Consider the following 19,012-nt stretch of genomic DNA (forward strand, 5'->3'; position numbering starts at 1 on the left):
AGCAAATACCTGCATCAATTTTACTGTTTTGAACATCATATCGGCACAATATTTTTATATCTCAAATGTATCATATGACCGCCGCAAAGTTTTTTATTCCTTATTTTTTAACAGCAGGGTCTATAAAGGGAGCAATTGGTAGGCATCAAACGTAAAGGCCTTTAGTTTGGTGTTGCAATTCCTTGTAGGTAAGATAAAAACGGTATTCCGCGAAAGACATGAACCGGCCAGCAATGTTTCAATTCCTTATAGTTAAGATAAAAACCCTTCGAACCTTGCTAAAGAAAGACCAAGACGGTAAGGTTTCAATTCCTCATAGTTAAGATAAAAACGCCAGCCGAAGAAGACGAAATTCGCGCTGCATTCGAAGTTTCAATTCCTTATAGTTAAGATAAAAACGAATTAAAGATTGAAAGAATAGAAGAAGCATACAAGTTTCAATTCCTTATAGTTAAGATAAAAACGACTAAAAAGTATTTGGGGATTTGCGCTTATTGATAAAAAGTTTCAATTCCTTATAGTTAAGATAAAAACAAAGCAAACGCTGTTTATCCCTTCAAGCTTTTGGAGTTTCAATTCCTTATAGTTAAGATAAAAACTTAGGTGGCTATTGGACAGCCACTGCAAAAATCGTTGTTTCAATTCCTTATAGTTAAGATAAAAACCTTTCTAAAGACGAACTCATTCACGCAATTTCAAAGTTTCAATTCCTTATAAATTATAACATTTATCTTGTGAATTGTTGCTAATTTTTAAAACCCTTGAAAATCAAGGGTTTTTCTTTTTCATCTCAGCGTAAATCCGAGTGAATTTTATGCCCTCCAAATAGCTTTTGCCCCCAATTTGTCCCCACAATAATTTAAGGCGGACTTTTCTCCGCCTTCTTTTTTATAAACCATCATTTGGTTTTACAGTCCCTTCTATGAAAATACAAGTAGATTTACTTTTTTAATTAAAACAATTTTTTCATTAAAGCTGAGTAAATCTTATCATTGATTTCCAACAAACTTTTCTTGCCATCTTTAAATTTAATGGCCACAACATGAACACCTTTAGATTTTGCAGATAATCCTGCAAGTAAGCCTGCTGGTCCTAATAAGAAAGATCCAACTAATCCTCTTCCAACTGCGCTTACCACGCTCTTTCTCTTGGTTTCGTCCAGTACTTCATATTCTTCAACAATGTCTTTTGTTAATTCTATGGTTTTAGTAAAACCTATTATAATAAATACCGAACCGAAAGACTGAAATACTTCTTTTCCTTCGTAATCCCCAGCGATTACTTTATTTTTTGCTCCCATGAACAAATCCCTCCATTTGCCAATATACAACTCAAAAATTCTACAATCTGTATCATTTTCCTTTAAAAAAAGCTTTGAAATTTTGTCTAAAACTACATAAAATAATCGAAAAATGTGGAAAAACGGATATTTCAGGAGCATTTTGGGTGGTGTTGATGGTGTCGAGGAACAAACGGGACAACGTAGTTTACCGACGTAAGCGTAAAATAATCCCCACCTTTTAATGATAGGGATTAAATACTATTATTGTGATAAGTTATTAAAAACCCGACAATTCAAAGGAATTGTTTTGGACCAAGGAAGTAGTTGATCAAGCTCATCCATATTGCTTATATCCATATTGGGAAGCCTTTCAAATAAGTAGCGAAGATAATAAAATGGATTTAATTTATTCTCTTTTGCTGTCTCCACAATACTGTAAATGATTGAGCTGGCCTTAGCTCCTTTCGGAGTATTGCTAAAAATCCAGTTCTTCCTTCCGATCACAAATGGTTTAATGGATCGTTCACTTCGATTATTATCGATTTCTAAACGTCCATCCTCTAAAAATGCCACGAGTTTTTCCCATTGGTTGAGGCAGTATGTAATGGCTTGACCTAATAGACTCTTTGGTAAAACATTGCTTTTCTCTGTTTTTAGCCATGCTGAAAAAGCCTCCAACAATGGTTGGCTGTGTTTAAGTCGTTTTTTATATCGTTCTTCTGGTGTACATTCTTTCAAATCACGCTCGATGGCAAATAGCTGATTACAGAAATTGAGTCCTTCCCGAGCTGTGACTGCTGAATGACGTTTGGATTCAGGAAGTACGTTTAAAGCCTCATCGAACTTTCTGCGGGCATGAGCCCAACATCCAACTAATGTTACGCCGGATACCTTATGGTATCCTGCATATCCATCGACATGCAGGTATCCTTTAAACCCTTTTAGGAATTCTTTGGCATGTTCTCCTGCTCTAGTTTCCTGATAGTCATAAAGGACAAGTGGTGGATCCTCTCTTCCAGTCCGATAAAGCCACATGTAAGATTTCGATGTGCTTGACCTTCCAGGTTCATGTAAAACCTGAACAGTTGTTTCATCCGCATGTAGAATGTCTTTAGAGAGGAGATGCTCTTTCATTCGTTGATAAATTGGCGCAAGCCATTTTTCGGCACCATAAAGCATCCAATTGGCCATGGTTTGCCTGGATAAGATCACACCTAATCGTTTGAACTGTTGTTCTTGGCGATATAGAGGTAGCCCCTCTACATATTTTTGATTCATAATATATGCCATGCTTGACGGTGAAGCTAAACTTTTTGGATACACAGATTTTGGGGCAGGTGCTGTAACGATTGGTGTCTCTATTTCATTACGCTCACAATGACGGCATCCATAGACATATCGAACGTGTTTTAAAACTTTGACTTGAGCCGGAATAATCACTAATTCTTGTCGTACTTCTGTGCTCATTTCGTGTGTTTTTTCACCGCAACACGAACAGACCTGCTCTTCTTCGGGTAAACGATATTCAATCGTTTCCATAGGCAGGTTTTCAAACGTAGCTTGACGTTGACCACGTTTCTTTTTACGACGATATGTAATTGTTTCAACAGTTGGCTCTTCGGCTTTTACATTAGACTCTACCTCTGCTTCATTGAATAAAGGTAGTTCTAATTGATTAGGATTTGTTTTTTCGCTTGAAGAGCCAAATTTTCGTTTTTGACTAAGACGATACTGTTCTTCATACCATTGTAATTTCGCCGTCAATTCAACGATTTGCTGTTGAAGTTTTTCAATTAATTCAAATGGGTTTTGGTTAGGATTCTTTAAATTTTTCATCATGTAGTAATAATTCGACGGTTTTAGCTATTTTCCTCCAAGGTTTTTGTTAAAAGTAAAAAATTCATATAACTGTTCTAGCCTTTACTTCTGGGTGTGCTTTCTTTTGCTCCATTGCAAGACCATCCAATAACCAGCGTAATTGCCGATAACTAATTTGTATCGTTCCAGTGTCATTTTCATTTGGCCATTGAAATTTTCCTTTTTCCAATCGACGATAATAAAGCCAAAAACCATTATAGTCCCAGTGAAGAATTTTTAATTTATCTCGCTTTCGATTACAGAACACAAAATAGCTTGATGAAAAGGGATCTAAATCAAATCCCTCTTTCACCAAAGCAGCTAATCCATCAATGGATTTTCTCAAATCAGTACTTCCTTTTGCCAAGTAAACTCGTTCAGCTCTTGTACCAACTAACATGTTGATTTCAACGTCCTAACCACTTCTGAAAGAAAGGCCGGATCGAAACCAGGTTTTACTTCAATTGAAATCCCACTAATTTCAATCCGTAATGAATTTTCAACTGTTTGTGAATGATCTTCTAGGGTAACGGATGCCCATTTTGTAGACTTTCCTTGATTTTTTATTGGATTTTCAATTTTTCTTAACCAGTATTTAAACTGGTGAATATTCCATTGATTTTCCTTGCACCAGTTTACTTGAGTTTGACCGCTTTTACGATAGTCAGCGATTCGTTGTTCCCAAACCTTTCGTAATTCAGGATTCTTAGGCATAAAAAAACCTCCTTCAATTTCATCTTGAGGAGATTATCTCATGAAATTAGCACACCAAGAAGGTGTGCAAGATTTGACGCTTACTTACCGACAACTTTAAACATGATCTCACCTCCTCGATATTGTTATACACTATTCAATTTCAAAATCCTTTCAAAAACAAAAAAATACCCTCTCCTGATGAGAAGGGTTTTAGAAAACTAATATGTATTTATAATAATACCCACACTAATATAATATTCTACCTTTGCCTTCCTTAAACCAATCTATTACTTTCTGAAAATCAGAAACAGGAGATTTATAGTTTGTTAAATTTATCATATCCGTTAGTATAGCTTGTCCTTCAATGTCATTTACTAATCCCTTATCATATGCATCATATAAAACTCCTAAACTACCTAACAAAGGTATAGAGTTGTTTGAACAATATTTTACCGTAGCTCGCATATCGTCACTACCTACAGTCCATCCCTTATTTTTTGCAATTGCCATTACTGCGGACTCACCTGGTCCAAATCTTTTGGATAAAATGGCATAGTCCAGCATTATATTTGGATGATCTACATAGTTAATTTTAAATTCTTCTATCCACTTGTATGTTAATGCATCTTGAATACATGATTCTAGCATAGGTATTCGAATGCATTCTGCAATAACCTCAGTTGGTAAAATAATGTTCCCTGAGTACAATTGTTGTAATATGTCAAATCTATTGATAAGACCATATCTCGATATGATCCCTGTATCAGAAACAAGAGGAGGTTTTTTAAGCATAATCATCCCCCTCATCCTCATATAAAGAATTTTCTTCATCTATTTCAAGTTTTGATAAAGAAATACCAACATCATTTAAGTATTCTTCTAATTTTTGACGACTGATTTCATCATTCTGATAAGCTTTTATTACTTTTTCTATATAATGTTGAGAGTAAGTCTCTTGTCCATCTTTTTCGTAAAGCTCAGTTGAATAACCGTATTTTATTGCTTCTTTTTTAACTCTTACAGTTTCCTTGTAATATTCATATTCTGTCTGATTGATGTATCCTAAAGTATAAAGTCGGTATAACATAGCTGACCAACTAACGTTAAAATGCTGTTGTAAAAAAATTATGTCAGAAACATCTAAATTTTCTTTACCATTATTTGTCCTTCTCAAAATATGATTCAAGAGACCATTTTCTGGCATTAGGAAATGAGAGGCAAACAAATCCGCTAATTTTTCAATTTCAATATCTTGATTGTATTTGTCGACTGTACATACGCCACCCATAATATGAGTATCATAAAGAAAGTGTGATAATTCATGTGCTGCAGAAAAAATTTGATGACCTAATGTCTTTTTTGAATTTATTATCACTAAATGGGCATTTGGTGATTTCATAAACATAGCAGAAGCATTACTACGTAAGGGTTTTCTAAAAAGATAAATACCTTGATTTTCAAGTAAACGGAATATATTTGGAACAGGTTCATCTCCTAACCCTAGTCTATTTCGCACCTCATTCGCCCGGTTCTTGGCCTTTGCTATTAATGATTTCATTAATTCACCTCCTCGATAATCTCATCGAGATTCCTTATATTGAATAAAATTTTTCTTGCCCAATTTATAATTTGTTGATCATTTTCATCTAACTCATCTGTCCTAAAAGCTAACTTTATCTCAATAGCATCATCTATTTCAGAAGAAAGGAAATATTCCATTGAATATCCGTAAAGATCAGACATTTTTTTAAGCAAGATTGTATCGATTGGCCCTATTCCTTTTTCAATATTAACCAATTTTTGTCTGCTTATTCCTAATTTTTCCGCTGCTTCTGTTTGGGTTAAATTACTCATATTTCTAGCTTCTTTCAATCTTAAACCAACATCAGCATGAGTTAACATTAAGCAATCCCCCTCTCAACTTTTATTACTTATCATTGTACACAAAACAGTACAAAATATACACTATTAACAATAAAATGTAAATAATTTTTTACAATTTCACTTCGCTCTCTGTATAAACAACCTTTTGATTTACTAAAATTCCGATATATATATTGTATAAAATAAAAAGATCCCTGCCGTTTGGCAGGGTGGAATGGCTAGAACATTTTTGCCCATGTCTTCGGACCGACGATCCCATCTTGTTTCAATCCGTGTTTTTTCTGGAATGCTTTCACAGCTGCTTCTGTTTTCGGGCCGAATATCCCATCGTCTTTAATACCAAGCGCTTTTTGAATCATTTTCACATAGTTACCTTTTGATCCATGCTTGATTAGATTTCCCGGATAAGGAATTTTCTTGATAACTTCGGATTTTACTTGTTCTTCTCTATCTATTGTTTTGGTTTTTTTCTTGAATTCATTTTCAAATACTTTTACAACATCGTTTATGAACGTTGTCCATGTGATTCCGTACCTCTTGAATGCATTGATAGGGTCTGTTTTCCGTTCGGGGTCTAATGTATAGTGGCCAACAATATGTTTTTTTGGATCGAGATTGAACGCATCACATAAATATGCATGATACCAAACATAACGCTTATACGCTTCGGAGAAGTTGATATTTCCCCCGAAGCAAAGTTCAACGCCGATGGCTGCATCGTTGGCATCATCTCCGAAAAGTCGGTTGTCATACGGTTTTTGGTATTGTACATGCCAAGCTTTTTCGTAAAGAGGAATGATTTCCAGGATGTATTTATCATCGATGAAAGTATGAGCGCTTGCTGCCGGCTGATGATCGTTGAAGTATTTGCGGTTTGCGTAAGCAGTTGAGCCAGGATTTCCAGTATCATGAGCCACAATGAACTTAACTTTATCAATTTGCTTGCCACTGCGAGCCTTACCAAACTTAATGTAATCTCTTGTAATTTGGTAAGCCATTATTGATCTCCTCCTTTTTCAAGTGCATATTTCACACCAGCAACCGAACCGATACCGTAAAGAGCATATTTGATGCCTTCGATAAAGACATCAAAAGTAAAGGCGCTGTTTTCCAGGATGGAGAAAGCAACGCCTAGTACAACCGCGACAATCGGAATGTAGCGATTCGAAAGGTTTGTTGCTTGACGGATTGCATACAGCAAAACGGCTAATGCCACATATGCAGTGAACTCAATTGATAGAATAGCTTCCATGTGAAATCATCCTTTCAGGTAATTTAATAGTGAAAAAATAAAGGTTACTGCTAATGCGCAGAAACTCAAAAACAGCGAAATATTATCTTTCTTGTTTTTTTCCTGCTTATCTAAGCGATTTTCAATTTGCTCAAGTTGCGTTTCTATTTGACCGAAACGCAATTCAGCTTCATTTCGTGTCAAAAAGTTTGCGCTATACGCATCTAACTTCGATTCAATTCGTTCAAGCCCTTTTGACAATGCTGCCAGTTGGGTCTCGAGTGTGGCAATTCGTTCGTAGTCTTTTTGCTCCAATTTCGCAACCTCCCATCTAAAAAAAGACATAAAAAATACGCCTTGTTTGGCGTTTACGGTTAAAAGCAAAATTAAAAAACTACCTAAACGGCTTCGAACCGTTCGCAAATGTAGTCGTAGATCATCGCTTCTTGCCCACTAAATTCCCGGTCACAGTTCATCAAAATCTCTTTTACCGTCTTAAGCATGTCTTGATAATCTCCGCCCTCAATGACGATTTCTTCTTCATCCAATTCTTTCCTGTCTTTAATAAATGCGTCAATATCCTTCACGTCAAACGTGTTGTCTTCTTTTACAATAGGTTCCCCTTTTTCGTCTAGGTTGCAATGTTCTTTGAGCAGTTCTTTGAGATCTTCCTGATATTCTTCCAAACGTTCGCTTAAAAGTTTAATAAATTTGCTCCGGTGTCGAGACTGTTTCCCCCGGAGCGAAAGATCATAGAAAAGATTTATGATTGGTGCAAGTTTTGCTTTTTCGATTTTTAGAATCATGCTATCATCTCCTCCAATTGTTTTACTTTTTGCTTGAGATATTGATTTTCGAGTTTAAGCCACTCGATTTCAGATTGCATATTCTGTTGATTTTTATCAAGCTCTTGAATAGCTCTCCAGGACCAGGCGTTCATGAGGTATTGCTCTACACCATCTCCATCGATAACGCCGGACGGTGTGTTGTATCCTTCACCAATAACTAATCCTTGTCTCCAACGATATTTTCCTTGTTCTACTTCTCCTTTTAATCTGTATTCATAAATGGTTGACTGTCTAATTTTTTCAAGGGCTGACTCGTCCCATACGTGTATATCTTGTTTATACTCTGCGAGAGATCCTGTTGGAAAAGAAGAAGCACGCACAGGTACGTAAGTACCAGTTGTCCCTGTTACCGTTGCTCTCACTTCGCCGCCACTTTTAGGTCTGATATATACATTTACCCCATTATTTATATCCAAAGAATCTGCGTATACCCAGTTTGCTCTGAAATTTACGTAATCTGCTGATGATTTAAATTTCGTTGCTCTTATTTCATCACCTTGTATATATGTTGTAGTACCTTGACTCACAACACGTCCATTTCCCCCAAATATAATACCACCGTCTGATTGGAAAATATGCGTATCTGAGCCCCCCGCACGCATTCGCACTTCGTTTGTGGCGTAATAGCCTACGTATAATACACCACCCAAAGCGCTCAATGTAACATTACCATTATTATGATCAACTAATACATTACCATGATTGTAATTACCTCTTATATACCTGAAATAAAATGCGTCAGCTTTCATAGATCCTAAAGCATTATCAGCATAGTTGATAACATGCACTTCTGCTAAATCACGCAAAAACTTTAATCCACCATATAAATGTCCAACATAACCATCATGTGAAGTACCAAAATCTGATTCTAGTCTCAAATGAGTATCTACAAGTTGTGAAAGGCTAGAATCATAAACACTTTTCCAAAATAATGCCCCAGATTGATGTATAGATGTATTTACATTTAATAATGTAGTTCCAGTAAAGGTCTGTTGATGAGCAATAAATTTAAGTTCGTTACCAACCAATTCCGCAGAAGATGTGTATGCTCTATTAGCACCTGTAGGCGGAATTTCTAATTCTGTGAGAATCGAGCCACTATCTATGGTAATTTTATATTTCCTAATGTCTGATCCATGAAGTACTTCGGTACGCCTAGAATAGATAGTTACCCCGTCAATAATTCCAGCAGTTACATTTCCCAGATTGGCAGAAATAGCTGATAGTGTCGATACGCTTAATTTATCAACCGTAATAGATGCAGCACCGATACGATCAGAATTTATGGTACCACTTGTAATCTTGCTGGCATCTAAATTAGCAATTTTTGCACTCGTTATCGTTGCATCTGCTATATGTGCGTTTGTAATAGAGGCATTTGCGATTTTTGCTCCCGTTATGGTTGCGTCGGATATTTTTGCATTCGTAATTGCACCGTCTTTTATTTTAGCTGTATCCACTGCAAGGTTCGCGATCTTTGCTGTGGTAATAGCTGCATCTTGAATCTGAGCAGTACCTACAGCAAGATTCGCGATTTTAGCTTGAGTGATTGCAGCATTCGCAATCTCAGCTGTTCCAATTGAACCGTCAATTATATGCGCAGATCCGATTTGCGCATTTCCGATTTTTGTAGACGTGATAGCAGCATCCGCGATTTTGGCCGTACTGATCGCAGCATCTTGAATTTTTGCCGATGTGATCGCTCCGTCCTGAATCAAAGCTGTCGTAATAGATGCGGTTTTGATTTTTGCCGTGTCGATAGAAGCGTTCGCTACTTTCGCATTGGTTACGGATCCGTCTTGCAATTCACCTGTTCCAACAGCACCGTCTGCAATTTTCGGATTTGTGATGGCCCCGTCTGTGATACCTTCCGATCGTACCCCATTCTCATCAAGCAAAATGGTTTGCCCGTCAGCACCACGAACACGGAAGCCAAACACCGAGCCATCTCCGTTGACATCGCCCAAGCTCACACGCTCAACCGGCGTGGCTTGATTGTCGAAGACTTGCAGCCGGTTCCCGGTGATTCGCAATTTGCTGTTCGGCCCCGACAACGTGACTAGGCCGGTGTTGATCGTGCCCGCATTGATTTTGTTTGCCGAAATATTGGCGATCTTCGCATCGGTGATTGAAGCATCGGCAATCTGTGCCGTTCCGATGGCCGCTTGTTGAATTTTTGCGCTGGTGATGGCGCCGTCTGCGATTAGACCGGTCGTAATCGAAGCAGTTTGAATTTTGGACGAATCTATAGCAGCCGTCGCTATATGTGCATTTTGGATTTGGGCATTTCCAATTTTGGCCGAAGTAATGGCGGCGTTTGCAATCTTCGCGGTAGTAATGGCCGCGTCCTGAATTTGAGCAGTCCCCACAGCAAGGTTTGCGATTTTTGCGTTGGTGATCGAAGCGTCCTTAATCTTGGCGGTATCCACCGCAGCATTTGCAATCTTGGCCGTGGTAATCGCCGCATCGATAATGTGGGCCGTGCCAACACTGAGCTGAGCAATCTTCGCGCTCGTAATCGAAGCGTCTTCAATTTTTGCCGACGTGATAGCTGCATCGGCAATTAAGGCAGACGTAATCGCACCAAAGGCGATCTTTGCGGTCGTGATCGCCGCATTTTCAATCATTGCGCTGGTAACTTTTAGATTATCAATGCGCGCGTTGACTGCTTCCAGATCGGTAATATTCGCCTTGTCTGCTTGCAGATTTTGAATGGCGGCATTGATTGCGGCAAGATCATTTACCACAAGATCATCAATTCGGGCGTTAATAACTTCAAGATCGGTTATATTGGCCTTTTCAGCCCGCAAATTTTCTATTTGGGCATTAATGGCATTGAGATCTTCGATATCTGCTTTACTTGCGGTCAAATTTTGAATTGCAGCATTGATCGCAGCAAGATCGTTCGTGATGAGATCATCAATGCGCGCATTTGTCGCTTCCAAATCCTCAATCGTTGCTTTGTCAATCAGCGCCTCGTTAATCAGCGCTTGCTCGTAAACCACTCTTTCAACCTTATTAGTTAGTGAACCGCTAGAACTGAACTGATTGCTATTTTCCGTTTCGCCAACGGATTCTATTTCACCAGTCAAACCACCGGCGAAATTTAGTTTGTTTACCATGATAGGTATTTTATAAGTTTCGTTATCAATCGTGACTAATGTAACAATATCCCCGCATTCTAATGCAGGATTACCGTTAAACTTTAGATACATTGGCATGTATTGGAAGTCTTTAAGTTTGTTATATATGTCTGTTAAAATTGCATCCGTCATGAACGGATTCTCGAATTGGACTTCGCTCCCACCAGCCGAAAGTGCGCCTTTCGAGATCGTATTTTCCCCAACTTGACAAGTGATTTTGTCGATCCGGAAAACGTCGTCCTTTTTCTTGGAAAAATCGATGTAATGGTCCGCCGTAATGGTTTCTGACGTGGTCGCATATGACTTGATCCGCAACTTTCCATCCCGATCAAACTTTGCAAAACCAGCGCACATTTGAGCAATAAAAGCTACAACCTCGCGATAAGTGTAGCCTTCTGGTTTGGTTTGTATTTGATAGTTTGGTAGTGTTCCAACGAATTGAATACCTGTTTTGTTGCAGATTTCGTTCATAACTGCTGAAATAGTGGCCGGATATGTCAAATCGGAGAAATACGCCTTTTCCAGCTTGATCATACCGTCATAGCAAGTAAGTTGGATGACATCTTTCTTTCTATTAACATCATCTACATAGAAAACACCTAGAGGAACATATTCAACAGATCCATTTAGATCTAGTCCAATAAAAGGTTTAATTGTTGCGGTTTCAAATACTTCATTAACACCAATAAGCGAAATATTCAAAACTGCAGACGCAACCGCACCGATCTCAAACTGTCCAGAAGGGTTAGATGTATCCTCAAATGACATATCAGAAATATACGTTTCGTCGTATTCATTGTTGTTGATCAATACTTTTGTTTTTAGAAGTCTTGACGAGCTTTTGATTGCGTTTTTAAAGTTTTCTGATACGTTATACATTCGTAACCCTCCCTTACTTCTCTATAAAATTCATTGATAGACCTTCCCATAAAATATTTCCGTTTTTGTTTCGATACATCGGTGCGGAACGGTCCCCAACATAGAACGTTTTTGTGATCGTTTTGCCTTCCATAGGATCTGGATACTCAACTTGAAAAAATACATTTTGCACGGCTTTTAAAATCGATGATATTTGAGACATAGAAAGAGGCGGCCATTCGCACTCGATTTTTCGCTTTACGGCGATTCGGTCACGAATTAGCTCACCTCTTGCGTTCCGGTTGGACTCACCGTCCAGATCCATGATATCCACTTTGAAAGATTTTGGGGTAGCAATGCTAACCCCATTAATTTTGAGCATATATACCACCTCTATACGTTTAGAAGCGTTTTTCCTGCTTGTCTTTGTGCGGTATTGATTCCACGAATAATTTCATGGAAAATGCGTGTGGATCCGAGGTTGATGGTCAGTTCTAAATTACCGCCGCCATTTTGCCGCAAGGCATCTGTAACCGCACGGAATGTTTGTTCATAGATTTTTGATTCTGGGGCAACAATCTCACCTTCTGTTCGGTTGTCACCGATGATAGCAAGCATCGGGTTATTCGCCCTCACATATCCACCTTGGGCAAGTCTTGGAATAGTAGGAATATTAAAGCCAAATTTTCCGCCTTTTACCCCAGTCAGCTTGGCCAACCAATCCGGTATATCAATTTTGAATTTATTTAGTCCACGGATTAGGATGTTTATCCCATCTATGATCAAGTTGATCGGTTTTTTAGCTATGCCCCACAGACTGTTGAAAACTTTTGAAAAAATCGATTTCACACTATTCCAGGCTTTGTTCCATCCAGATTTGAATGATCCGGACACATACGACACTACACCGCCTAGTCTTTCTCTGATCCATCCCGCTATATTTCTTATCGTGTTCCAAGCACTACTGACAACCGATTTAACCCCATTAAAAACAGTTGAAAACGCCGGTTTCAAATTTTTATTTAGCCAATTTGCAACGGGTTTAATGAACCCGTTGTATATATTTGAGCCGACTGATTTTATCGTGTTCCAGGCACTGCTAACTACCGTCTTCACACCACTGAAAACCGTGCTAAAAGCTGGTTTCAAATTGTTATTAAGCCAATTACCAACCGGTTTCACAAAATTATTGAAAATGTATGAAGCCACAGTCTTCATTGTATTCCATGCGCTGTTGACGACTGTTTTCACACCATTGAAAACTGTCTCAAACGCTGGCTTGAGATTGTTCTTCAACCATTCACCGATGGGTTTTACGAAATTGTTAAAAATGTACGAAGCTATAGTTTTCATTGTGTTCCAGGCACTATTTACGATCGATTTAACCGCATTGAAAACTGTGTCAAACGCAGATTTAAGATTGTTCTTCAACCAATCGACGATGGGCTTTACGAAATTATTATTTATATTTGACGCTACTGTTTTAAGTGTGTTCCAAGCGTTGTTAACAATGTTTTTCACGCTATTAAAAACAGAGTTAAAAACCGGTTTTAAATTGTTATTAAGCCAGTTCCCGATTGGTTTGATGAATGTGTTATAAATGCCGGTTGCTATTGATTTCAAAATGTTGTATGCACCATTGACAATTTTCCCGATTGCATTTGAAAAAGTTTCAAAAACCTTTTTCCCGCCATTAGCAAAGGTTTTAAATCGTCCAATACCCTTTGTAACCAAAATTTTGATGCCGCCAAAAATCTTCCCAAAGAGCATCAAATTCATAAGGTTCCAGATCGCTTTTACTGCACCCTTGAATACACGCTTTGCGCCTTCCCACATTTCAGAGAAGTTTCCAGTAAAGAGCGCGGCGAAAAATTCAATAAGGCCAAGGATGACGTCCAAAGCACCGCTGATAAGGCCTTTGACGTTCTCCCAGATAGATTTCACAATTGCCAATATTACAGGCATGATAAACTTGATAACCGCCACGATGCCATCGAAAATATTTTGTGCTGCCTGTAGAATCATCGCGCCATTTTCTTTCCAGAAATTGTGGATTTTCGAGATCATCTCTCTGACAAAATCAACGACAGCAGCAATCGCTTTCCCGACCGCGGACTTGATTGCTTCCCATATTTTGATCACTTTGTTCCGGAAATTTTCATTGGTCCGCCACAGATAGACAAGCGCACCAACAAGAAGCCCGACCACCGCAGCAACGGCCAAGGCAGGAAGGGATATCCCTAGGAACGCCAGTTTCAAAGCACCGAACGCTTTTTTCAAACCCATCGTCATTTTGGTCCAGTTCGTGATGAGCTTGTACGTCAGAAATGCAGCAGCCAAACCGGCAAGCGTCGCAACGATTTCGTCCTTATTCTTTTTGATGAAGTTCTTCAAATTAGAAAAGATGGCCCGCACTTTGTTGGCCATCTCTTGGATCCGTTTTGGAATTTTACCGACCGAATTGTCGAATCCGCTTGTGTCCAATACCGGAGCGCTGACTGTCGTTGCGCCGCCACCGCCGCCACCGCCGCCAGCACTACCTGAACCACCGGATCCGGAACCACCAGAATCGGCTGCCGTCGATGTTTTGATGTTGTTGATTTCATCAAAGCCGGCAAGCTGCGTATAGGCTTTCTTCCGGGCTTTGGCTAATTTTTCTGTTGCTTTTGCTGCTTTACCAGTAGCCTTGGCAACTTTTTCTGCAGCTTTTGAAGCACCGCCAAAAGCACCGCCCAGGCTTGATACTGTAGATGATTGTTGTTTCACAGCTTGTGACTGGACTTTGGCTTGCTTGACAGCACCTTTACCAAATAGGGCCTGAAAAAATAGTGCAATCTTCGCTGTAATCGCTTCGACTTTTGCTGCAAAAGCTGAAAGAGCCGGCAACACTGCGTTCAATACCGGCAAGAGGGCGTTTCCAATATTCAGCTTGATGTTGGAAAGTGTCGCGTTGAATTGTGCAAGCCTGGTGGCCGTATTATTCGCCACCGTATCGCCGAATTTCGTGCTTGCTTGCTCTAGAATTGCAAAATACCGGATCAGCTGCTGCGTTTGAAAATCGAGTTGGTCCCAGGAACGCCCGTTTGCAAATTGCTGAAATGCTCTAGTGCTTTCGATCATGGCAATATTCACGTTGATTCCAAGGTCTTCGATGGCTTCTGTGTTGCCTAGGAGCCCTGACCTAATTCTGTCAAGTGTGTCTTCCATAGTCCGACCGGTTCCACTTGCCACAACCGCCGCAGCTTCCAATAGTTTTTGCGTATATTGTGCAGTTTGCGCTGTATCCTGTGCAAATGTACTGATCAAGTTACTGAAAATTGAACCGTATTTATATGCCTCGGCCTTCGACATGTTGAAGGCCTTCGCTTGGGTATTAGCCCAATTCAGGAATTCATCGGCGCTACTTCCCATTAGCCTTTGAATTTGGCCAAGACTCGCCTCAACGTCTTTGGCCATGTTTATACTATCCCTAGCAAGCACACCAAAAGAAATAGCTCCAAGAACAGCTCCAACTTTTTGTACTGTATTACTAACACTAGTTTGGAAATTTTTGAGTTGTTCCTGGGTTTTGACCATTTCTTTTTTGATACCGGAAAAGTCTGCTCCACCACGTATAATGAGGTTTTGTGACACCTATTCCCCTCCTTTCTTACCCAGGGGATTCATAATTGATCCGCCAAATAAAGTATTAAGACGTTTTACCTCTGCTAACATGTCTTTAGCGTCCATTTGCTTGTTTCTTTTATCTAATTGACCCAGAATTTTTTCTAGGCTTGGAGGCTTCTGTTTTCCAAACATAAACAGTGCCGTCCATTGAGCTGTTATATATGCTTGTGTAATTTTTTCTTTTGTTTCTTCTTCTTTTCTTCGAGTGTAGTTTTTGACATATATTTGAAGTTCGTATGGTGTTAGCTCCCAAAATTCAAGTGGAGAAATACCAATAAAGGTAGCAGTTTCGAGTAATTTATTTATAGAGAACTCGTCACCACTACCTGTTTTTAGTTTTTTGTTTCTTCATTTTCTCCATCGTTTGCTTCACTATCATTTCCCATCGAAGCTTGGAAAGCTTGCGACATAGCTTCTGTGACTTTTTGTAGATTTGAATATTCATCAACCAAATCCATCACTTTTTCGGGAGTTAGGCTTTCATCCTCATGAACAAGACCTGCCCATAACATGACTGCCAAGTCTTCCATTTTCATATTTTCGAAATCGATTTTGCTAATAGGCTTTTTTAATTTCTTTTCAATCAAACATAATGCCTTCATGCCATATCGGAAATTGCGAACTTTATCAAGTTGGATAGGCGCATACATATTATTCACTCTCCTTTTTAATTTAATAAAAAAGCCAGGCCAAAAGCCTAGCTTTATGATCCTGATCCACTTACAGTTAATGTTGGTTTTCCACTCACTTTTAGCGTCGCCTCAAAACTGATCAGATCTTCAAGTTCTGCGCCTGTGCTATATCCTGTCACAACCGCTTTGAATTCCCATTTCGCGCCTATTTTAGGTGGGAATTCAATTGTATATTGTTGTTCTGTTCCTGCTTCGAAATCGTCGTAAAGGCCTTTGTGATGCTGCGGATTGAAATAGCCGCTGATTGAAACCTCGCCCGCATCCTTAAAGCCTGTAACGAATGTGCGGTATCCGCCATCGCTATCCAAAGTCGTAGTATCCAGCGTATCAGCAGAAAGCTCCAAACCGCCGATAGACGTCAGTTCCCCAATTACAGTCGTGCCTTTTTTCAATTTCGTTCCAATCGCTCTTTCAGCCATGTTTACTCCTCCTTATACCAAAATGTGATGTCAACGATTCCTCGGTACATACCGAGCTCGGATTCGTAAGTTTCCGAAATGTTATTTACTGTTAAATCAGCAATAAAAATACCTTCCGTACCAATGTTTCGTTGGTAGAAGGTAAGTACTTTCTCTTTTACTTTTTTTGTTAGTTCTTTCATTTGTGCATACGATGAAGCGAGCACATTTAATAGATAGCTAGATTCTATGTTGTTTTTGATTTCAGTTAGCGTTTTTGTTTGTTCATACCTAGATAGGATATAGACAAGATAAGGTGATTCCTTACCTTCTGGGGCATTCGTTGGATAAATTTTATTTGTGATTTCTGGTATTTGATTCAACTCGTAGCGCAACGCTTTTTCCACCCAACATCACCCCTTTAATGCTTTATCAACATGTTTCATCATCTCATCTACTATTGTTTTTTCGATCTTTCTAGCGTTACCAGTCAATGCTTTTTCAAGGAAATGATAGCCCGGTATATAACGACCATTCCGCGCAAAAAATCCATATTCTTGAGAAGCTGGATAGTATCCGATGATTTCTCCTTTTTTATTCTTCTTTTGGAATACGTCATTTTTGGCACGATCGAATACAACCCGGTAGACTTTCTTTCCTTTTACCCTAGAACGTTCGCCAACCATTTTCATACCAGACTTTAATTCCCCAGTATCTACCGGTGCATTTTGTTTGGCCGCATTCAACGCAATACGCATTGCTTTTCTCGACGACTGAGTGACATATTTTTGCGGCACATCACCAAGACGTTTCAACTTTCTTTGCAGCTTATCCATGCCTTCGACCTTAAACCTGATACTCATTTGACCAACTCCTTACACATGAGCTGCAATTCAACATTTTTCTCTTGGAAATTAATGACGGATTCAATATGAAAATATCGATCACCAAACTTAACTCTCATATCAGGAGAAATATGTTTATTTGGGATATACCTCATATTCACCTTATGGGTAACTTCACTGTTTACCGTCTCAGCTGCAAAAAACTCTTTGCCACTAATGGGATAAATACCAGCTCTTGTAGTGACCAAATCTACCCAATCCTCAATTTCTTCACCATAATCGTTCTGGATTTTAGTTTTTTGTTGGATTGTAATGATATGCCGATATTCTCCTGGGTTAATCCTATATTTCTTCATCAGAAGCACCCCCTACAACAAATTAATGGAGTGCATATCCAAAATGGATTTAACAACTACATTTGCCTTGTCGCCATCCACCGTGTAGGTGCGATTGTCGTATAATTCATTGGCTAATACAAACAAAGCCATTGTTAAATCTTCATTTTCATCCATTTGCTCATTTGACAATCCAGTGTATTTTTGAATGTAGTTCTTACAAGCTACTAAAATACTTTCAAATAAAGAATCATCCTCGCTGTGATAAACATGAGCATATTTTTTTAAATCATCAATAGTGACTTCACTTATTTTCACTTTTTGCACCCGACTTTTTGGAAGTCGTCACCTTTTCGGCATATTTTGCCTGGATTAAATCTTCTGCAATATCATCCGGAACATCGCGGATTTGTCCAGGGGCCATTGTAACTTTACCCGCAAAACTAACCAAAGCTCTTATTTTGTAAGCGTCAAATCTTGCACACCTTCTTGGTGTGCTAATTTCATGAGATAATCTCCTCAAGATGAAATTGAAGGAGGTTTTTTTATGCCTAAGAATCCTGAATTACGAAAGGTTTGGGAACAACGAATCGCTGACTATCGTAAAAGCGGTCAAACTCAAGTAAACTGGTGCAAGGAAAATCAATGGAATATTCACCAGTTTAAATACTGGTTAAGAAAAATTGAAAATCCAATAAAAAATCAAGGAAAGTCTACAAAATGGGCATCCGTTACCCTAGAAGATCATTCACAAACAGTTGAAAATTCATTACGGATTGAAATTAGTGGGATTTCAATTGAAGTAAAACCTGGTTTCGATCCGGCCTTTCTTTCAGAAGTGGTTAGGACGTTGAAATCAACATGTTAGTTGGTACAAGAGCTGAACGAGTTTACTTGGCAAAAGGAAGTACTGATTTGAGAAAATCCATTGATGGATTAGCTGCTTTGGTGAAAGAGGGATTTGATTTAGATCCCTTTTCATCAAGCTATTTTGTGTTCTGTAATCGAAAGCGAGATAAATTAAAAATTCTTCACTGGGACTATAATGGTTTTTGGCTTTATTATCGTCGATTGGAAAAAGGAAAATTTCAATGGCCAAATGAAAATGACACTGGAACGATACAAATTAGTTATCGGCAATTACGCTGGTTATTGGATGGTCTTGCAATGGAGCAAAAGAAAGCACACCCAGAAGTAAAGGCTAGAACAGTTATATGAATTTTTTACTTTTAACAAAAACCTTGGAGGAAAATAGCTAAAACCGTCGAATTATTACT

General features: G+C 38.8%; 23 protein-coding genes, 1 pseudogene and 1 CRISPR repeat array. Of the genes and pseudogenes, 2 read left to right on the top strand and 22 right to left on the bottom strand.

What is annotated here, in order from left to right; all coding sequences use genetic code 11:
• Positions 1-171 precede the first annotated feature (171 nt).
• Positions 172-665: direct repeats of the CRISPR family, unit length 30 nt; unit sequence GTTTCAATTCCTTATAGTTAAGATAAAAAC.
• 287 nt (positions 666-952) lie between these two features.
• From RI196_RS09885 to RI196_RS09990, 22 genes and pseudogenes are all read right to left on the bottom strand, one after another.
• Positions 953-1,300: a hypothetical protein gene (locus RI196_RS09885; protein WP_311066155.1), complete on the bottom strand. Its 348-nt coding sequence runs from the start codon at positions 1,298-1,300 to the stop codon at positions 953-955.
• 243 nt (positions 1,301-1,543) lie between these two features.
• Positions 1,544-3,121 (bottom strand): IS66 family transposase, encoded by a 1,578-nt coding sequence (gene tnpC, locus RI196_RS09890; RefSeq protein ID WP_094245431.1) that lies wholly within the window; start codon positions 3,119-3,121, stop codon positions 1,544-1,546.
• A 61-nt stretch (positions 3,122-3,182) separates the two neighbouring features.
• The gene (gene tnpB / locus RI196_RS09895; RefSeq protein ID WP_003352857.1) at positions 3,183-3,539 is read right to left on the bottom strand and encodes an IS66 family insertion sequence element accessory protein TnpB; all 357 of its coding nucleotides are present in this window, start codon (positions 3,537-3,539) and stop codon (positions 3,183-3,185) included.
• Positions 3,533-3,853, bottom strand: coding sequence for an IS66 family insertion sequence element accessory protein TnpA (gene tnpA / locus RI196_RS09900; RefSeq protein WP_311066156.1), 321 nt, complete (start codon positions 3,851-3,853; stop codon positions 3,533-3,535). Before tnpA (RI196_RS09900) ends, tnpB (RI196_RS09895) begins: the two co-directional genes overlap by 7 nt.
• Positions 3,854-4,081: 228 nt before the next feature.
• Positions 4,082-4,627: a PIN domain-containing protein gene (locus tag RI196_RS09905; protein WP_311066157.1), complete on the bottom strand. Its 546-nt coding sequence runs from the start codon at positions 4,625-4,627 to the stop codon at positions 4,082-4,084.
• Complete coding sequence (locus RI196_RS09910) at positions 4,620-5,393, bottom strand: ImmA/IrrE family metallo-endopeptidase (protein ID WP_311066158.1); 774 nt, start codon at positions 5,391-5,393, stop codon at positions 4,620-4,622. The genes RI196_RS09905 and RI196_RS09910 overlap by 8 nt, the downstream gene beginning before the upstream one ends.
• Entirely contained in the window at positions 5,393-5,737 is a 345-nt protein-coding gene (locus tag RI196_RS09915; protein ID WP_311066159.1) for a helix-turn-helix domain-containing protein, read from the bottom strand. Before RI196_RS09915 ends, RI196_RS09910 begins: the two co-directional genes overlap by 1 nt.
• Positions 5,738-5,937: 200 nt before the next feature.
• Complete coding sequence (locus RI196_RS09920) at positions 5,938-6,078, bottom strand: peptidoglycan-binding domain-containing protein (protein ID WP_311067344.1); 141 nt, start codon at positions 6,076-6,078, stop codon at positions 5,938-5,940.
• Positions 6,079-6,204: 126 nt separating this feature from the next.
• Positions 6,205-6,720, bottom strand: a pseudogene (locus RI196_RS09925) (peptidoglycan recognition protein family protein); the annotation flags it as partial.
• Complete coding sequence (locus tag RI196_RS09930) at positions 6,717-6,971, bottom strand: phage holin family protein (protein ID WP_311066160.1); 255 nt, start codon at positions 6,969-6,971, stop codon at positions 6,717-6,719. The pseudogene RI196_RS09925 and the gene RI196_RS09930, both read right to left, overlap by 4 nt.
• Before the next feature lie 6 nt (positions 6,972-6,977).
• Positions 6,978-7,265 carry a hypothetical protein gene (locus RI196_RS09935; RefSeq protein WP_311066161.1) on the bottom strand — a complete coding sequence of 96 codons (288 nt, stop codon included), beginning with the start codon at positions 7,263-7,265 and terminating at the stop codon, positions 6,978-6,980.
• An 83-nt stretch (positions 7,266-7,348) separates the two neighbouring features.
• Entirely contained in the window at positions 7,349-7,756 is a 408-nt protein-coding gene (locus RI196_RS09940) for a DUF1617 family protein (RefSeq protein WP_311066162.1), read from the bottom strand.
• The gene (locus tag RI196_RS09945) at positions 7,753-11,820 is read right to left on the bottom strand and encodes a hypothetical protein (RefSeq protein ID WP_311066163.1); all 4,068 of its coding nucleotides are present in this window, start codon (positions 11,818-11,820) and stop codon (positions 7,753-7,755) included. The genes RI196_RS09940 and RI196_RS09945 overlap by 4 nt, the downstream gene beginning before the upstream one ends.
• 13 nt (positions 11,821-11,833) lie before the next feature.
• Positions 11,834-12,181 carry a DUF6711 family protein gene (locus tag RI196_RS09950; protein ID WP_311066164.1) on the bottom strand — a complete coding sequence of 116 codons (348 nt, stop codon included), beginning with the start codon at positions 12,179-12,181 and terminating at the stop codon, positions 11,834-11,836.
• Positions 12,182-12,192: 11 nt separating this feature from the next.
• The gene (locus RI196_RS09955; protein WP_311066165.1) at positions 12,193-15,432 is read right to left on the bottom strand and encodes a phage tail protein; all 3,240 of its coding nucleotides are present in this window, start codon (positions 15,430-15,432) and stop codon (positions 12,193-12,195) included.
• Positions 15,433-15,597 (bottom strand): hypothetical protein, encoded by a 165-nt coding sequence (locus tag RI196_RS09960; protein WP_311066166.1) that lies wholly within the window; start codon positions 15,595-15,597, stop codon positions 15,433-15,435. It lies immediately after the preceding gene.
• A gap of 200 nt (positions 15,598-15,797) precedes the next feature.
• Positions 15,798-16,052, bottom strand: coding sequence for a hypothetical protein (locus RI196_RS09965; RefSeq protein ID WP_311066167.1), 255 nt, complete (start codon positions 16,050-16,052; stop codon positions 15,798-15,800).
• 116 nt (positions 16,053-16,168) lie between these two features.
• A complete protein-coding gene (locus RI196_RS09970) occupies positions 16,169-16,576 on the bottom strand; it encodes a phage tail tube protein (protein WP_311066168.1) in 408 nt (135 codons plus the stop codon).
• Positions 16,577-16,578: 2 nt separating this feature from the next.
• Positions 16,579-16,962, bottom strand: coding sequence for a hypothetical protein (locus tag RI196_RS09975; RefSeq protein WP_311066169.1), 384 nt, complete (start codon positions 16,960-16,962; stop codon positions 16,579-16,581).
• A 6-nt stretch (positions 16,963-16,968) separates the two neighbouring features.
• Positions 16,969-17,418, bottom strand: a complete 450-nt coding sequence (locus RI196_RS09980; protein WP_311066170.1) for an HK97-gp10 family putative phage morphogenesis protein — start codon at positions 17,416-17,418, stop codon at positions 16,969-16,971.
• Positions 17,415-17,756, bottom strand: coding sequence for a phage head closure protein (locus RI196_RS09985; protein WP_311066171.1), 342 nt, complete (start codon positions 17,754-17,756; stop codon positions 17,415-17,417). Before RI196_RS09985 ends, RI196_RS09980 begins: the two co-directional genes overlap by 4 nt.
• A 12-nt stretch (positions 17,757-17,768) precedes the next feature.
• Positions 17,769-18,053 carry a head-tail connector protein gene (locus tag RI196_RS09990; protein ID WP_311066172.1) on the bottom strand — a complete coding sequence of 95 codons (285 nt, stop codon included), beginning with the start codon at positions 18,051-18,053 and terminating at the stop codon, positions 17,769-17,771.
• A gap of 229 nt (positions 18,054-18,282) precedes the next feature.
• Here RI196_RS09990 and tnpA (RI196_RS09995) point away from each other — a divergent pair, with 229 nt between their 5' ends.
• Both tnpA (RI196_RS09995) and tnpB (RI196_RS10000) read left to right on the top strand, forming a co-directional pair.
• Positions 18,283-18,603 carry an IS66 family insertion sequence element accessory protein TnpA gene (gene tnpA, locus RI196_RS09995; protein WP_311066156.1) on the top strand — a complete coding sequence of 107 codons (321 nt, stop codon included), beginning with the start codon at positions 18,283-18,285 and terminating at the stop codon, positions 18,601-18,603.
• Positions 18,597-18,953, top strand: coding sequence for an IS66 family insertion sequence element accessory protein TnpB (gene tnpB, locus RI196_RS10000; RefSeq protein ID WP_003352857.1), 357 nt, complete (start codon positions 18,597-18,599; stop codon positions 18,951-18,953). Before tnpA (RI196_RS09995) ends, tnpB (RI196_RS10000) begins: the two co-directional genes overlap by 7 nt.
• The last annotated feature ends 59 nt before the right edge of the window (positions 18,954-19,012 follow it).

Source organism: Aeribacillus composti (assembly GCF_031760945.1).
Classification (GTDB): Bacteria; Bacillota; Bacilli; order Bacillales; family Aeribacillaceae; genus Aeribacillus; species Aeribacillus composti.

What these genes read in the sequence shown, in the direction of transcription:
- RI196_RS09885 (WP_311066155.1), bottom strand. Translation starts at nt 1,300, where the DNA reads ATGGGAGCAAAAAATAAAGTAATCGCTGGGGATTACGAAGGAAAAGAA.
- tnpC (WP_094245431.1), bottom strand. Translation starts at nt 3,121, where the DNA reads ATGATGAAAAATTTAAAGAATCCTAACCAAAACCCATTTGAATTAATT.
- tnpB (WP_003352857.1), bottom strand. Translation starts at nt 3,539, where the DNA reads ATGTTAGTTGGTACAAGAGCTGAACGAGTTTACTTGGCAAAAGGAAGT.
- tnpA (WP_311066156.1), bottom strand. Translation starts at nt 3,853, where the DNA reads ATGCCTAAGAATCCTGAATTACGAAAGGTTTGGGAACAACGAATCGCT.
- RI196_RS09905 (WP_311066157.1), bottom strand. Translation starts at nt 4,627, where the DNA reads ATGCTTAAAAAACCTCCTCTTGTTTCTGATACAGGGATCATATCGAGA.
- RI196_RS09910 (WP_311066158.1), bottom strand. Translation starts at nt 5,393, where the DNA reads ATGAAATCATTAATAGCAAAGGCCAAGAACCGGGCGAATGAGGTGCGA.
- RI196_RS09915 (WP_311066159.1), bottom strand. Translation starts at nt 5,737, where the DNA reads ATGTTAACTCATGCTGATGTTGGTTTAAGATTGAAAGAAGCTAGAAAT.
- RI196_RS09920 (WP_311067344.1), bottom strand. Translation starts at nt 6,078, where the DNA reads ATGATTCAAAAAGCGCTTGGTATTAAAGACGATGGGATATTCGGCCCG.
- RI196_RS09930 (WP_311066160.1), bottom strand. Translation starts at nt 6,971, where the DNA reads ATGGAAGCTATTCTATCAATTGAGTTCACTGCATATGTGGCATTAGCC.
- RI196_RS09940 (WP_311066162.1), bottom strand. Translation starts at nt 7,756, where the DNA reads ATGATTCTAAAAATCGAAAAAGCAAAACTTGCACCAATCATAAATCTT.
- RI196_RS09945 (WP_311066163.1), bottom strand. Translation starts at nt 11,820, where the DNA reads ATGTATAACGTATCAGAAAACTTTAAAAACGCAATCAAAAGCTCGTCA.
- RI196_RS09950 (WP_311066164.1), bottom strand. Translation starts at nt 12,181, where the DNA reads ATGCTCAAAATTAATGGGGTTAGCATTGCTACCCCAAAATCTTTCAAA.
- RI196_RS09960 (WP_311066166.1), bottom strand. Translation starts at nt 15,597, where the DNA reads ATGTTTGGAAAACAGAAGCCTCCAAGCCTAGAAAAAATTCTGGGTCAA.
- RI196_RS09970 (WP_311066168.1), bottom strand. Translation starts at nt 16,576, where the DNA reads ATGGCTGAAAGAGCGATTGGAACGAAATTGAAAAAAGGCACGACTGTA.
- RI196_RS09980 (WP_311066170.1), bottom strand. Translation starts at nt 17,418, where the DNA reads ATGAGTATCAGGTTTAAGGTCGAAGGCATGGATAAGCTGCAAAGAAAG.
- RI196_RS09985 (WP_311066171.1), bottom strand. Translation starts at nt 17,756, where the DNA reads ATGAAGAAATATAGGATTAACCCAGGAGAATATCGGCATATCATTACA.
- tnpA (WP_311066156.1), top strand. Translation starts at nt 18,283, where the DNA reads ATGCCTAAGAATCCTGAATTACGAAAGGTTTGGGAACAACGAATCGCT.
- tnpB (WP_003352857.1), top strand. Translation starts at nt 18,597, where the DNA reads ATGTTAGTTGGTACAAGAGCTGAACGAGTTTACTTGGCAAAAGGAAGT.